This is a genomic window from Streptomyces sp. NPDC031554 (genome assembly GCF_055580685.1).
On record NZ_JBVIKX010000006.1, the window covers coordinates 334,594 to 347,372 of the forward strand.

General features: G+C 74.9%; 13 protein-coding genes and 1 pseudogene. 6 read left to right on the plus strand and 8 right to left on the minus strand.

From position 1 onward, the window contains the following. Positions 1–140 precede the first annotated feature (140 nt). Both ACZ5FU_RS18825 and ACZ5FU_RS18830 read left to right on the plus strand, forming a co-directional pair. Positions 141–287 (plus strand): annotated as a pseudogene (locus ACZ5FU_RS18825) (3-keto-5-aminohexanoate cleavage protein); the annotation flags it as partial. Between the two features lie 97 nt (positions 288–384). Continuing rightward, positions 385–1,452 (plus strand): RNA ligase (ATP), encoded by a 1,068-nt coding sequence (locus ACZ5FU_RS18830; RefSeq protein ID WP_468839444.1) that lies wholly within the window; start codon positions 385–387, stop codon positions 1,450–1,452. Positions 1,453–1,677: 225 nt separating this feature from the next. On the opposite strand, the gene soxR is transcribed toward ACZ5FU_RS18830, so the two are convergent. After that, complete coding sequence (soxR, locus tag ACZ5FU_RS18835) at positions 1,678–2,193, minus strand: redox-sensitive transcriptional activator SoxR (protein WP_451531374.1); 516 nt, start codon at positions 2,191–2,193, stop codon at positions 1,678–1,680. 112 nt (positions 2,194–2,305) lie between these two features. Here soxR and ACZ5FU_RS18840 point away from each other — a divergent pair, with 112 nt between their 5' ends. Next, positions 2,306–2,767, plus strand: coding sequence for a MaoC family dehydratase (locus ACZ5FU_RS18840; RefSeq protein WP_363089285.1), 462 nt, complete (start codon positions 2,306–2,308; stop codon positions 2,765–2,767). A gap of 70 nt (positions 2,768–2,837) precedes the next feature. Here the strand turns inward: ACZ5FU_RS18840 and ACZ5FU_RS18845 are convergent, their stop codons facing one another. From ACZ5FU_RS18845 to ACZ5FU_RS18855, 3 genes are all read right to left on the minus strand, one after another. Beyond that, entirely contained in the window at positions 2,838–3,464 is a 627-nt protein-coding gene (locus tag ACZ5FU_RS18845) for a TetR/AcrR family transcriptional regulator (RefSeq protein ID WP_451529166.1), read from the minus strand. Positions 3,465–3,553: 89 nt separating this feature from the next. After that, the gene (locus tag ACZ5FU_RS18850; RefSeq protein WP_451529165.1) at positions 3,554–3,841 is read right to left on the minus strand and encodes a YiaA/YiaB family inner membrane protein; all 288 of its coding nucleotides are present in this window, start codon (positions 3,839–3,841) and stop codon (positions 3,554–3,556) included. 60 nt (positions 3,842–3,901) lie between these two features. After that, entirely contained in the window at positions 3,902–5,053 is a 1,152-nt protein-coding gene (locus tag ACZ5FU_RS18855) for an acyl-CoA dehydrogenase family protein (protein WP_451529164.1), read from the minus strand. A gap of 123 nt (positions 5,054–5,176) precedes the next feature. Here ACZ5FU_RS18855 and ACZ5FU_RS18860 point away from each other — a divergent pair, with 123 nt between their 5' ends. From ACZ5FU_RS18860 to ACZ5FU_RS18870, 3 genes are all read left to right on the plus strand, one after another. After that, entirely contained in the window at positions 5,177–5,818 is a 642-nt protein-coding gene (locus ACZ5FU_RS18860) for a TetR/AcrR family transcriptional regulator (protein WP_451529163.1), read from the plus strand. Positions 5,819–5,876: 58 nt separating this feature from the next. After that, positions 5,877–6,587, plus strand: coding sequence for an ArsR/SmtB family transcription factor (locus tag ACZ5FU_RS18865; protein WP_468645857.1), 711 nt, complete (start codon positions 5,877–5,879; stop codon positions 6,585–6,587). A gap of 77 nt (positions 6,588–6,664) precedes the next feature. Next, a complete protein-coding gene (locus ACZ5FU_RS18870) occupies positions 6,665–7,639 on the plus strand; it encodes a DMT family transporter (RefSeq protein WP_469045555.1) in 975 nt (324 codons plus the stop codon). A gap of 636 nt (positions 7,640–8,275) precedes the next feature. Here the strand turns inward: ACZ5FU_RS18870 and ACZ5FU_RS18875 are convergent. From ACZ5FU_RS18875 to ACZ5FU_RS18890, 4 genes are all read right to left on the minus strand, one after another. Beyond that, complete coding sequence (locus ACZ5FU_RS18875; RefSeq protein ID WP_451529160.1) at positions 8,276–9,355, minus strand: Zn-dependent alcohol dehydrogenase; 1,080 nt, start codon at positions 9,353–9,355, stop codon at positions 8,276–8,278. Between the two features lie 10 nt (positions 9,356–9,365). Continuing rightward, positions 9,366–10,754 carry an aldehyde dehydrogenase family protein gene (locus ACZ5FU_RS18880; protein WP_451529159.1) on the minus strand — a complete coding sequence of 463 codons (1,389 nt, stop codon included), beginning with the start codon at positions 10,752–10,754 and terminating at the stop codon, positions 9,366–9,368. A gap of 574 nt (positions 10,755–11,328) precedes the next feature. Continuing rightward, entirely contained in the window at positions 11,329–11,997 is a 669-nt protein-coding gene (locus ACZ5FU_RS18885) for a class F sortase (protein ID WP_451529158.1), read from the minus strand. Further along, positions 11,984–12,712, minus strand: coding sequence for a hypothetical protein (locus ACZ5FU_RS18890; protein WP_451779647.1), 729 nt, complete (start codon positions 12,710–12,712; stop codon positions 11,984–11,986). Before ACZ5FU_RS18890 ends, ACZ5FU_RS18885 begins: the two co-directional genes overlap by 14 nt. Positions 12,713–12,779 lie beyond the last annotated feature (67 nt).

Sequence of the window (12,779 nt, forward strand, 5' to 3'; positions counted from 1 at the left end):
GAGGCCGCCGGCGGGCCGCCGGGAGACGGGGAGGACGGCGCGGGTGCGCCGGGGATGCCGCACCCCCCGTCCTCCCGCCCGCTCTTCCGCTGCCCTGCAACAGGGCCGATGTCAGGGGCGGGTGACACCCTCGAGGCACGGTGCAGGTCTGTCCGAACGGAACGCGGGGTGCCGCCGACGGTGCGGCGGTGCCGCTGTCCCCCGAGGCGCCGGCCGGGTCCGCCGCGGAAGCGGTCGCGGCCGGGACCACGGATGTCCACGTGCATCCGAGGACGCCGGGCGGGGAGGGTGACGGTACCAGCGGTTAATCGGGTCGCTCCACCTCTTTGCCGTGGGGAGAGTGGGGGGTGATGAGACACCCCTGACGTCCTGGAGGAGCCCCGCATGTCGACGCTGCGCGTCACCGCCGAAGTCCTGACCGTCCACGAGCACCCGAACGCCGACGCCCTCGAACTGGCCCAGGTCGGCCTGTACCGGGCCGTCGTCGCCAAGGGCGCCTACCGGACGGGGGACACGGCCGTGTACATCCCCGAGCAGTCGGTGCTCCCGGCCGGGCTGATCGAGGAACTGGGGCTCACCGGGCGGCTGGCGGGAAGCGGGGCGGACCGGGTCAGGGCGGTACGGCTGCGGGGCGAACTGTCGCAGGGGATCGTGTGCCGGCCGGACGCGCTGGCGGACGTCGACCTCGCGCGGGCGGCCGAGGAGGGCACCGACTTCGCGGAACGGCTCGGCATCGTCAAGTGGGTGCCGCCGGTCCCTCCCACGATGGACGGGGAGGTGGAGCCGGCGCCGGAGCTGCTGCCCTGGGTGGACATCGAGAACATCCAGCGGTGTCCGGACATCTTCACGGCCGGCGAGCGGGTGGTCCTCACCGAGAAGCTGCACGGGTCGGCGTGCCTGCTGACGTACGTCGCCGACGAGGGCCGGGTGTACGTCTCCTCGAAGGGTTTCGGGGCCAGGTCGCTGGCGCTGAGGGAGGATCCGCGGAACCTGTACTGGCGGGCCGTGCGCGGCCACGGGGTCGCCGAGGCGGCGGCCCGGCTCGCCGAGCGGCTGGGCGCACGCCGGGTCGGCGTCTTCGGCGAGGTCTACGGTGCGGGCGTGCAGGACCTGGCGTACGGCGCCGACGGGCGGCGGGACACGCTCGGGTACGCGGTGTTCGACGTGTCGGCGGAGATCGACGGAACGGTGCGGTGGCTGGACGCGGCGGCCCTCCTGGAGGGTGAACTGCCCCTGGTGCCGAGGCTGTTCGAGGGCCCTTACGACAGCGCGCGGGTGCTGGGGCTGGCCGGCGGGCGGGAGACGGTCTCGGGGCGGGAACTGCACCTGCGGGAGGGCGTGGTGATACGGCCGGCCGTGGAGCGGTACAGCCCGGTGACCGGGGGCCGGGCCATCGCCAAGGCGGTGAGCGCGGCGTACCTGACGCGGAAGGGAGGGACGGAGTACGAGTGAGCGGCCGACGCCTCCGGGCCCGCACACAGCAGTGAACCCGGGAACGGCGACCGCGGACCAGGCGGCAGGCGCGGGTCCGCACACGGCGGCGAACCCGCGGCGGGCGACCGCGGACCGGGCAGGAAGCACGGGCCCGCGCACGGCGGTGAACCCGGGAACGGCGACCGCGGACCGGACGGCAGACGGGGGCCTCCGTGCGGGCGGTGGGGCGGGGCCGGCGCGCCGTCAGGCGCAGCGGTCCTCGCCCCGGGACGGGGTGGCCCGGGGAGCTCCGGGAGCCGGGGCCTCGCGTTCGGGGAGGAGGCGGGAGCCCGCGCCGCGGTCGCCGAAGGCGTCGTCGGGGTTGGACAGGACGCAGGAGTCGAGCGAGAGACAGCCGCAGCCGATGCAGTCGGTGAGGTGGTCGCGCAGGCGGTTGAGCTGCCTGATGCGTTCGTCGAGTTCGGCCCGCCAGTTCCGCGAGAGGCGGGCCCAGTCCTCGCGGGTGGGGGTGCGTTCCTCGGGGAGTTCGGCGAGGGCGTCCCGGATCGTGGCGAGCGGGATGCCGACGCGCTGGGCGGCGCGGACGAAGGCGACCCGGCGGAGCGTGTCACGGGTGTAGCGGCGCTGGTTGCCGGGGGTGCGCCGACTGCTGATCAGCCCCTTGGACTCGTAGAAGTGCAGGGCGGAGACGGCGGCGCCGCTGCGGGCGGCGACCTGGCCGACCGTGAGTTCGTGGATCGTCTCTGGAATCTTCGGCACCCCTCGGAGCCTACTCATCCCGCCGGACGCCCGGTCCGTTGACATGACCCCCCACGGCCACCATGCTAAGCAGTTGCTTAGACATTCCGTGAGTGCGAGAGAGGCCGCAGACATGGCAGAGCCGAGGATCTTCACGTCCCCCGACGAGCTGAGGGCGGCGGTGGGCGAGCAGCTGGGGTACACCGACTGGCTGGAGGTCGACCAGAAGCGGATCGACCTGTTCGCGGAGGCCACCGGTGACCACCAGTGGATCCACGTCGACCCCGAGCGCGCGGCCTCGGGCCCGTTCGGGACCACCATCGCGCACGGGTACCTGACCCTGTCCCTGCTGCCGCTGTTCGGCCCCCAGCTGATCGCGGTCGAGGGCGTGAAGATGGGGGTCAACTACGGGACGAACAAGGTCCGTTTCCCCGCGCCCGTCCCGGTGGGCTCGCGCCTGCGCGCCACCGCGACGATCTCCGCCGTCGACGACGTCACCGGCGGCGTCCAGGTCACCGTCGCCTTCACGGTGGAGCGCGAGGGCGGCGACAAGCCGGTGTGCGTGGCCGAGTCGGTGTCGCGCTACTACCTCTGATCCCGTCCACGCGGGCGGCGGGCCGTCCTCCCCGGGCGGCGGGCCGCCGCGCGGCGGCCCGCCCCCGCCGCTACTTCGCCGCCCCCACCATCCGCAGCACGAGGTCCGCGTACAGCGCGCCGACCTCGTCGGGGGTGCGCGGGCCGCCCACCTTGAACCAGCGGGCCACGTCGATGCACAGGGACAGCACCGCGAGGGTGGTCCCGTGCAGGTCGATGACGTCGAACTCGCCGCTCGCCACGCCCTCCTCGATGATCCGGCGCACCTCGCCGTCGACCTGCCGGCGCAGCGCGAGGATCTCGGCGCGGGCGTCCGGGCCGAGGGCGTCCAGTTCGTACTGCACGACCCGGGCGGTGGTGCGCCGGCCCGCGTGCCAGCGGACGAAGGAGCTGACGGCCTCCGCGAGCCGGTCCGTCGCACTGCCCTCGCCGCGCGAGGCCGTGCGCAGGATGTCGAGCGCGCGGTCGTGGCCGATCCGGCTGATGCGGTGGAGCAGCTCCTCCTTGGTCTTGTAGTGGATGTAGAGCGCGGCCGGGCTCATTCCGGCGCGGCTCGCGATGTCACGGGTCGTCGTCGCGTGGTAGCCGCGCTCGGCGAAGGCCTCCACGGCGGCGACGAGCAGTCGCCGGGCCGCGTCAGGGGTGACCTCTTCCCACGGCTCGACCTCGCCGCCGGTCGTCTCCTCCGCCGTACTCATCGCTCGTTCGCCCCTCTCGGTACCGGAGCTCCACCATACCGCCGAAGGTGAGCGCCCGCTTAGCGCGGCTGCCGGTGCGGGTGGCGGGCTCAGATCTTCTCGAAGGGGTCGTGCTCGGCGAGCAGCTTCTCCAGGCGGGCCTGGTCGACCCGGCTGACGATCTGCCCGGCCTCCTGACGGTCCCGGATCACCTTGGCGAGCGTGAAGGCGGACGTGACCAGGTAGAGGACGGCGATGCCGAGGAAACCGCGGACCCAGGCGTCGGCGTCCAGCCGGAGGATGCCGGTGGCCGTGGCCGCCATGGCGACCGCGAACGAGGCGACGGCCTGGCCGTAGAAGGCGGCCGTGCTCTGCTGCTTGACGGGTGTGTCACTCATGGGACGAGCATCGGCGGGCGAGGCCCGCAGCACATCGGCCGGACTACTCAGACAAGGTACTCAGAACGCCGAGACCCCCGTCAGCGCCCGCCCGATGACCAGTTTCTGGATCTGGCTCGTGCCCTCGTAGAGGGTCATGACGCGGGCGTCGCGCAGCAGCTTGCCCGCCGGGTACTCGTCGATGTAGCCGTAGCCGCCGTAGACCTGGAGGGCGTTGTTGGCGGCGCGGACGGCCGCCTCCGAGGCGAAGAGCTTGGCCTTGGAGGACTCGACGGCGAAGGGCAGCCCGCGGTCGACGAGGTCCGCGACCCGCCAGGTCAGCAGGCGGGCGGCGTCCACGTCGACCGCGATGTCGCTGATCAGTTCCTGGACGAGCTGGTGGTGGGCGATGGTCCTGCCGAACTGCTCGCGCTCCCCCGCGTACCGCACGGCCGCGTCCAGCGCGGCCTGGGCTATGCCGACGCAGCCCGCCGCGACCGACATCCGGCCCTTGGCCAGGGCCGACATCGCGACGGAGAACCCCTTGCCCTCCGCGCCGAGCAGCGCGGACGCGGGCACCCGCACGTCCTCGAGGACCAGTTCCGCGGTGGCCTGGCCGCGCAGGCCGAGTTTGCCGTGCAGGGCGCGGCGGGTCAGTCCCGGGGTGTCCGCGGGGACCAGGAAGGCGGAGACACCCCGGTGGCCGGGGGCGTCCGTGGAGCGGGCGAAGAGGAGCACGACGTCGGCCCAGGTGCCGTTGGTGATGAACATCTTGGTGCCGTTGATGACGTAGTCCCCGCCGTCGCGGACCGCGCGGGTGGTGAGGTTCCCGGCGTCGGAGCCGGTGCCGGGTTCGGTGAGGCCGAAGCAGCCGACGTACGCGCCGGAGGTCAGCCCCGGCAGCCAGCGTCGCTTCTGCTCCTCGTCCCCCCAGGCCGCGACGGTCTTGGCGACCAGGCCGAGGGAGACGGAGACGATGCCGCGCACGGAGGAGTCGCCGCGCCCCAGCTCCTCGGTGACCAGGCAGTACGCGAGGTGGTCGCCGCCGGAGCCGCCGTACTCCTCGTCGATCGTCAGGCCCAGGAAGCCGACCTCGCCGAGCTTCTTCACGAGGGAACGGTCGATCTCCTCGGCGCGGTCCCAGGCCACGGCGTGCGGAGTGACCTCGCGCTCCACGAAGTCCCGGGCGAGCCGCCGTACGGCCTCCTGCTCCTCGCTGAGCCCCAGATGCATGACGCGTCACCCCACAGAGAACCGACGGACGGCAAAACGGGCGGGCCGAGGGCCGGGCCCCGGTCCGCGGGACCATTAAATTAGCAGTGCTAGTTTCTTGGCCGCAGCCCTACTATGTGCGCCATGGCCCGACCGCGCAAGCCCTTGCTGAGCACCGACCGCATCGTCGAGACGGCCCGCGCGCTCGTGGACGCGGAGGGCCTCGCGGCGCTCTCCACCCGTCGGCTCGCCGCCGAACTCGGGGTGAGCGGTCCCTCGCTCTACAACCACTTCCGGACGAAGGACGAGATCCTCGAGGCGGTCGCCGACTCGGTCAGCGCCCAGGTCGACCTGTCGATGTTCGAGGACGGCCGGCCGTGGCGGACCGCGCTGCACGACTGGGCGGTCTCCTACCGGGCCGCCCTGCGCGACCATCCGAACATCGTCCCGGTCCTCGCCCGCGGCCCCGGCCGCCGGCCGGCCGGACTGCGGCTCGCGGACGCGGTCTACGGCGCGATGGTCGAGGCGGGCTGGCCGCCCGCGCAGGCCACCTCGATCGGCGCGCTGATGCGGTACTTCATCATGGGGTCCGCGCTCGGCTCCTTCGCCGGCGGCTTCGTGGACGACGCCAGCGCCTACGACCCGGCCGACTACCCGCACCTCGGTCAGGCCCACCTGCTGGCCGAGCAGCAGGAGAAGGTCGACGAGCGCGCCTTCGAGACGGGCCTCGCGGCGTTGCTGGAGGGACTGGCGCAGCAGTACGAGCGGCAGCGGCGCCCCGCGTGATCCCGGGGCGCCGGTACTTCGGCGTCCGCCGAACCGTCCGTGTCCCATGCTGGGAGCCATGACCACCAGGGATCCCCGTGCACCGTCGCTGGCCCGACTGGCCGGCCTGATCGCCGACGAGACGCGTGCCGCGTGCCTGCTGGCGCTGCTCGACGGCCGGGCGTGGACCGCGGGCGAGCTGGCCCGGCACGCGGGCGTCGCCCCCTCGACCCTGAGCGAGCACCTCGGCAAGCTCGTCGCCGGGGGGATGCTCGGCGAGGAACGGCAGGGCCGCCACCGGTACGTCCGGCTCGCCGACGCGCGCGTCGCCCAGCTCGTGGAGGACCTGGCCGCCCGGATCGCCCCCGCCGACACCGCGGGGCCCCGGACGCTGCGCGAGTCGAGCGCGGGGGCGGCCATGGCACGCGGCCGGACCTGCTACGACCATCTCGCCGGGCGGCTCGGCATCGCCGTCACCGACGCCCTGACCGCGCGCGGGCTCCTCGTCCAGGACACCGGCTTCGCGCTGACGGACGCCGGGCTCGGGTGGTTCGCGGACACCGGCATCGCCCTGGAGCGCGGGGGCCGCCGCCCGCTGGCGCGCGCCTGCCTCGACTGGACCGAGCGCCGGCCGCACCTCGCCGGGGTCGCGGGCGCGGCCCTGTGCCGGCACGTCCTCGACACGGGCTGGTGCGAGCGCGTCGGCTCCGGGCGGGCGGTGCGCGTCACCGCCGCCGGCCGGCGGGCGCTGGGCGAGCTGCTCGGCGTCGACGGGGCGGCACTGCGGTGACCGGGGCCCCGCCGTCCGTTCCCCCTCCGATGTCCGCGAGCCCGGGCGTTCCCGGGCCCTCCACCTTCAGGAGCACGATGAACACCGTCCACCACCCGCAACGCCGCACCCGGCTGCTCGCCGCGGGCGCGGCCTCGGTCACCGTCGTGCTGTGGGCCTCCGCCTTCGTGTCGATCCGCAGCGCCGGAACCGCCTACTCCCCCGGCGCGCTGGCCCTCGGCCGCCTGCTGGCCGGCGCCCTGACCCTGGGCGCGATCTGTCTCGTACGACGGGTGGGGCTGCCGCCGCGGTCCGCCTGGCGCGGGATCGCGGTGTCGGGGGTGCTGTGGTTCGGCTTCTACATGGTGGCGCTGAACTGGGGCGAGCAGGAGGTGGACGCGGGGACGGCGGCCCTGGTCGTGAACATCGGCCCGCTGCTCATCGCCCTGCTCGGCGCGCGGTTCCTCGGCGACCGGCTGCCGCCGCGGCTGCTGGCCGGGATGGCGGTGTCGTTCGCGGGCGCGGTGACGGTCGGGCTGTCGATGTCGGGCGGGGGCGGTTCCTCGCTGTTCGGGGTGGTGCTGTGCCTGCTGGCCGCCGTCGCGTACGCCGGCGGGGTCGTGGCGCAGAAGCCGGCGCTGGGGCGGGCCGGCGCCCTGCAGGTGACGACGTTCGGGTGCCTGACGGGTGCGGTGACCTGCCTGCCCTTCGCCGGGCAGCTGGCCGGTGAGGTCGCCGACGCGCCGCTGTCGGCCACGCTCAACATGGTCTACCTGGGCGTGTTCCCGACCGCGCTCGCCTTCACCACCTGGGCGTACGCGCTGGCCCGCACCACGGCCGGGCGGATGGGCGCGACGACGTACGCCGTGCCCTCGCTGGTGGTGCTGATGTCGTGGCTGTTCCTGGGCGAGGTGCCGGGGCTCCTCACCCTGGCGGGCGGGGCGCTGTGCCTGGCGGGGGTGGCGGTGTCCCGGTCGGGAGGGCCGACCGGACCGGCCGCGGCGCCCCGGGTCCGACCGCAGCCGCGGCCGCAGGCGCGGCCCGGCGAGGCCGAGGTCGAGGCGCCGAGCTGACGGCTGCGGGCCGACGGCTCCGGGACCGGGTGTGCCGGCCCGGGACGAGGGCGCCGGGATCCGGCAGGCCGCCCCGGGACGACGCCGCCCGCGTCCGGCGAGGCCGAAGGGACGGGACCGGATCCACGGCCGCGACGAGGCGGACGTGCGGCCCCGGCACTGTGGGGGCCACCGCCCGCTCCACCGGCCGCCCCGGCGCCACCCGGCCGCCGGGGCGGCACGCCGGAGTGACGGCCCGACCGGGCTGGAGCGCGACCGGGCCGACAGGGCCGCAACTCCCAGGAGGCCAGGACGCCGGACCGCGGCCTCCTGGGGTACCGGCACGCGACCGCGGCCCCGGGCCGGGCCGGGGCCGCGGTGACGGCGTCGTGGCCGGGAGGGCCGTGCCGTCGCGGTCGCGTCGGGGTGCCGTCCGGGTCGCGGGTGCCGCGCGCTACCGGGCGGCAGGGGGCGCAGCCCAGGAGGCCGGAACACCGCGCCGCGGCCTCCGCGGGGACCGGCACGCGGCCCCGGGCCGGCCGGAATGACGGCGTCGTGGCCCGGGACGGCCGTGTCGTCGCGGTGGCGGTCACGGTGGCGGTCGTGGTCACGGTCGCGTCGGGGTGCCGTCCGGGTCGCGGGGTGCCTCGGCGGGTGTCAGAAGACGATCAGGGCCCTGCCGCCCTTGCCCGCGAGCATGTTCTCGAAGGCTCCCGGGATGCCCTCCAGGGCGATGCGTTCGGTGACGAGGGAGCCGAGGTCCAGACGGCCTGCGCGGACGTGTCCGGCCAGGACCGGCAGGTCGCGGGCCGGGTCGGAGTTGCCGTAGACGCAGCCGGTGAGGGTGCGGCCCCAGTGGAAGAGTTCCAGGGCGTTGAAGGTGACCTGCTGGTCCTTGCCGCCGATGCCGACGACCACGGTGCGGCCGCCGCGGCGGGTGGACTCCCAGGCCGTGCGGATGGTGACCGCGCGGCCGACGCACTCCACGGCGACGTCGACGCCCTGCTTCCCGGTGAGGGCGCGGATCTCCCGGGCGGTGGCGTCGGAGGCGACGACGTACTCGGTGGCACCCGCCGCGCGGGCCAGCTCCTCCTTCTCCGGGGAGACGTCGACGGCGACGATCGTCGGGGCGCCCGCGATCCGGGCCGCCTGCAGGGCCGCGAGGCCGACCCCGCCGACGCCGAACACGGCCACCGTCTCGCCGGGACGGACCTGGGCGCAGTGGTGGACGGCGCCGTAGCCGGTGAGGACCGCGCAGCCGAGGAGGGCCGCGTCGGTGAGCGGGATGCCGTCGGGCAGGGGCAGGACGCAGGAGACGGGGACGACGGTCTCCTCGGCGAACGCGGCGACGTTCAGACCGGGGTGGAGGTCGGTGCCGTCGGCGGTTCTGGCGTACACGGTGGCGGAGCCGCTGAGCGCGTCGGCGCACAGCCAGACCTCGCCGAGCGAGCAGGCGTGGCAGTTTCCGCAGGACGGGGCCCAGTTGAGGACCACGCCGTCGCCGGGGACGAGGCCGGTGACGCCCTCGCCGACGGAGACGACCGTGCCCGCGCCCTCGTGTCCGAGGACGGCCGGGACCGGCACCCGCATGGTCCCGTCGGACAGGGACAGGTCGGAGTGGCAGACGCCGGCGGCGGCGAGCCGGACGCGGACCTGGCCCGGTCCGGGCTCGGGCAGCTCGATCCCGGTGATCTCCAGCGGGGCGCCCACGGCGGGAAGGACGGCGGCACGAACCACGGGGGACTCCTCAGAACTGGAGGGACTTGGTCTGGAGGTACTCGGTGAGGCCGTGCGCGCCGAGTTCCCGGCCGACGCCCGACTGCTTGTAGCCGCCGAAGGGGGCGAGCGGGTTGAAGCGGCCGCCGTTGATGTCGACCTGCCCGGTGTCCATCCGGCGGGCGAAGGCGACCGCCTCCGCCTCCTCGCCGGCCCAGACGGCGCCGGCCAGGCCGTAAACCGTGCCGTTGGCGATCCGCAGGGCGTCCTCCTCGTCCTCGTAGCGCAGGATCGACAGGACGGGGCCGAAGATCTCCTCCTGGGCGATCGTCATCTCGGGGGTGACGTCGGCGAACACGGTGGGGCTGACGAACCAGCCGCGCTCGCGGGGGGTTTCGGCGCCTCCCGCGACCAGGCGCGCGCCCTCGGCGACGCCCTTGTCGATGTAACCGCGCACCCTGGCCCGCTGTTCGGCGCTGACGAGGGGGCCGATGCGGTCGCCGTACTTCGCGGCGGCGGTCGCGGCCAGTTCGACGGCCTCGTCGTAGTGGTCGCGGTGGACCAGCATCCGGGTCCAGGCGCTGCACGTCTGACCTGAGTTGGACATCACGTTGGCGACGCCGACGTTGACGGCGCGGGCGAGGTCGGCGCCAGGGAGGATGACGTTGGCGGACTTGCCGCCGAGTTCGAGGGCCACCTTCTTGATCGCGGCACCGGCCGTCGCGGCGATCAGCCTGCCCACGGCGGTGGAACCGGTGAAGGAGACGAGGTCGACACCGGGGTGTCCGACGAGGGCCTGCCCGGCGACCGGGCCGAGGCCCGTGACGAGGTTGAAGACACCGGCCGGCACTCCGGCCTCGTGGACCGCCTCGGCGAAGAGCTGCGCGACGAGCGGGGTGTCCTCGGCGGGCTTCAGGACGACCGTGCAGCCGGCGGCGAGGGCCGGGGCGACCTTGGCGACGATCTGGTGGAGCGGGTAGTTCCAGGGTGTGACGGCGCCGACCACGCCGACCGGCTCCTGGTACACGGTCGAGTTGCCGACCCTCTCCTCGAAGGAGTGGGTGGCGGCCAGTTCGGCGTAGGAGCCGGCGACCGCGATCGGGACGGCGGCGTGGACCGCCTGGGAGAAGGCCGGCGGGGAGCCGAGTTCGGCGGTGACGGTCTCGGCGATCTCGTCCTTGCGGGCCGCCAGCGCGTCCCGGAGGGCGCCCAGGCGCGCGGCCCGCTCGGCGGGCGCCGTCGCCGCCCAGGCGGGGAGGGCGGCACGGGCCGCCCGTACGGCCGCGTCGACGTCCTCGGGCCCGGCGGCCGGGACCCGGCCGATGACCTGCTCGTCCACCGGGTTGACGACCTCGATCACGTCCTGCCCGACGGCGGGGCGCCAGGCGCCGTCGAGGTAGATGCCGTCGTGTGCCTTCATCGCGTTCCCTCCGGGCGGTCTTCGTCGTCCGCGCCCTAAACTAGCGCCGATAGTTTTCCGGCACCAGGGGCGTCCGCCGTACGGTGCCCCGCACGGGGAGGAGGGCCGCCGGGGGCGTCGCTCGTCGAGGTCCGGCAGCCGGTCCGGGGCCGGGCAGATCCGCTCGCCGTGCCGGTCGAAGACGAACAGGTGGGCGAGGTCGACGAGGAGCGGGACCCGCATGCCGTACCGCAGGCCGAGGCCGGGCGTGGTGCGCACGACCAGGTCGCCGGGGCGGAGGCCGGGCGGGCCCCGGGCACGTGTGCTCGGCGGCCTCCGGAAGGCCGGACGAGGCCGTGGGTCACGGAAGCCGACGGAACGTGCCCGCGCGGGGAAGGGACGGGACAGGATCGGACGCCCCCGTCCGACGGGCGAGAAACCGGACCGCCCGGTTCAGCGGGTGTCGCCGCGGGGCCGTGGAGGGCGGACGGGAACCGGCGGACGGGGAACCGAAAGGCGCGGCCCCGGCGGACGCACGACCTGCGGACGCGGCCCCGGCGGACGCTGCCCCGGCGGACGGGGAACCGGCGGCGGGTCAGCGGGTCGCCGTCAGATGGGCGAAGACGACGACGTTGCTGGTGTATCCCGTCGCGTGCCGGAAGAGGCCTCCGCAGGTGAGGACGCGCAGTTCGGGGCGGCGGGACGGGCCGTACACCTCCTTGTCGGGGAAGGTGTCCTTGTCGAAGACGCGCACCCGGTCCACGGTGTAGACGGCGGTGCGGCCGTCGGCCCGCCGGGCCTCGATCCGGGCGCCCTCGGCCACCTGCGCGAGACCGGCGAAGACCGCCGGGCCGGTCCTGGTGTCGCGGTGGCCGACCGCGACGGCCGTGCCGCGCTCTCCCGGGGTGGGGCCGCCCGCGTACCAGCCGACCAGCCCGGGCCGGTCGAGCGGGGGTGTCCCGAGGCGCCGGTCCGGGCCGAGCCGGAGCGGAACGATCCTCGCGTCGATGCCCAGCGAGGGCACGCGCAGGACGGTCGCCGGGGACCGGGGCAGCGGGCGGGGAGGGGGCTGAGGGCTCGCGGACGCCTTCTCCCCTTCCGCCCCGCCGTGCGCCGCCCCGGTCCGGGCCGCCGCGGCCGGCCCGTCGTGCCCTCCGCACCGGGCTCCGGCCGCCACCAGGACGACCGCGAGCACGGTCGTCCTGGTGAGGCGGTAGGCGCGGGTCCGGTGCCAGGGCCTGCGTACGCGCCTACGCGGCACCATGGGCGCGCCGGCGGACCAGTCGGAAGTAGGCGAGTCCACCGACCGCCGCCAGTCCGACGGCCGCGGCTCCGGCCAGCGGGGTGAAGGCCTGCGAGGTGTCGACGAGGCCGCCGCCGCCCGCGTGCACGCCGCCCTCCGGGCTGCCCTTCTCGCCGCTCCAGGTGGAACCGCCCTGACCGCTGCCGCCCTGGCCGTTGCCGCCCTGGCCGTTCGACGCCGCGGACTCACGGCCGTCGTCCGTGATCGGCCGGTTCGGTCCCTCGTTCCCGTCCAGCCGGCCCTCACGGCAGTTGATCTTGAAGACCTTCACCCTGGGCGAGGGGACCGCGGGGACGCCCGTGGCGGCGATGGTCCACTCCAGCGTGTACGAACCCTCGGCCAGCCCCAGGGTGTCGGTGTGCCCGGCACCACCGGTCAGGGTGATGTTGCCGGTGACGGTGGCGGTGTCGGGGGCCGGGGGCCGCGCCCTGATGGTGTAGGCGACGGTGGGCAGTTCACCGAAGTTGACGGCGTCGAGGTAGAACCGGCAGGCCACCGGGTCGTCCTTGGAGACGCCCGGGGGCACCTGCTCGCGGTGGATCCTGATGTCGCCGGCCTCCCCCACGGCCGTGGCGGACGGCGCCGAGAGGCAGGTGAACCCGGCCGCGGCGAGCACCGCGAGGGCCGTGGCGCCGAGGCGGGAGCCGAGGGCGGGCGGGAGCGTCGAACTGGACATGAACGTTCCTCCGAGTCGGGACGATTTTCATACAAATCGTTCTCGCACCTGACTCTCTTTCACATCG

Excerpts from the sequence above, each read along its gene's own strand:
- ACZ5FU_RS18870 (WP_469045555.1), top strand. The coding sequence starts at position 6,665 with ATGAACACCGTCCACCACCCGCAACGCCGCACCCGGCTGCTCGCCGCG.
- ACZ5FU_RS18865 (WP_468645857.1), top strand. The coding sequence starts at position 5,877 with ATGACCACCAGGGATCCCCGTGCACCGTCGCTGGCCCGACTGGCCGGC.
- ACZ5FU_RS18860 (WP_451529163.1), top strand. The coding sequence starts at position 5,177 with ATGGCCCGACCGCGCAAGCCCTTGCTGAGCACCGACCGCATCGTCGAG.
- ACZ5FU_RS18850 (WP_451529165.1), bottom strand. The coding sequence starts at position 3,841 with ATGAGTGACACACCCGTCAAGCAGCAGAGCACGGCCGCCTTCTACGGC.
- ACZ5FU_RS18885 (WP_451529158.1), bottom strand. The coding sequence starts at position 11,997 with ATGGTGCCGCGTAGGCGCGTACGCAGGCCCTGGCACCGGACCCGCGCC.
- ACZ5FU_RS18880 (WP_451529159.1), bottom strand. The coding sequence starts at position 10,754 with ATGAAGGCACACGACGGCATCTACCTCGACGGCGCCTGGCGCCCCGCC.
- ACZ5FU_RS18840 (WP_363089285.1), top strand. The coding sequence starts at position 2,306 with ATGGCAGAGCCGAGGATCTTCACGTCCCCCGACGAGCTGAGGGCGGCG.
- ACZ5FU_RS18845 (WP_451529166.1), bottom strand. The coding sequence starts at position 3,464 with ATGAGTACGGCGGAGGAGACGACCGGCGGCGAGGTCGAGCCGTGGGAA.
- ACZ5FU_RS18890 (WP_451779647.1), bottom strand. The coding sequence starts at position 12,712 with ATGTCCAGTTCGACGCTCCCGCCCGCCCTCGGCTCCCGCCTCGGCGCC.
- ACZ5FU_RS18855 (WP_451529164.1), bottom strand. The coding sequence starts at position 5,053 with ATGCATCTGGGGCTCAGCGAGGAGCAGGAGGCCGTACGGCGGCTCGCC.
- ACZ5FU_RS18830 (WP_468839444.1), top strand. The coding sequence starts at position 385 with ATGTCGACGCTGCGCGTCACCGCCGAAGTCCTGACCGTCCACGAGCAC.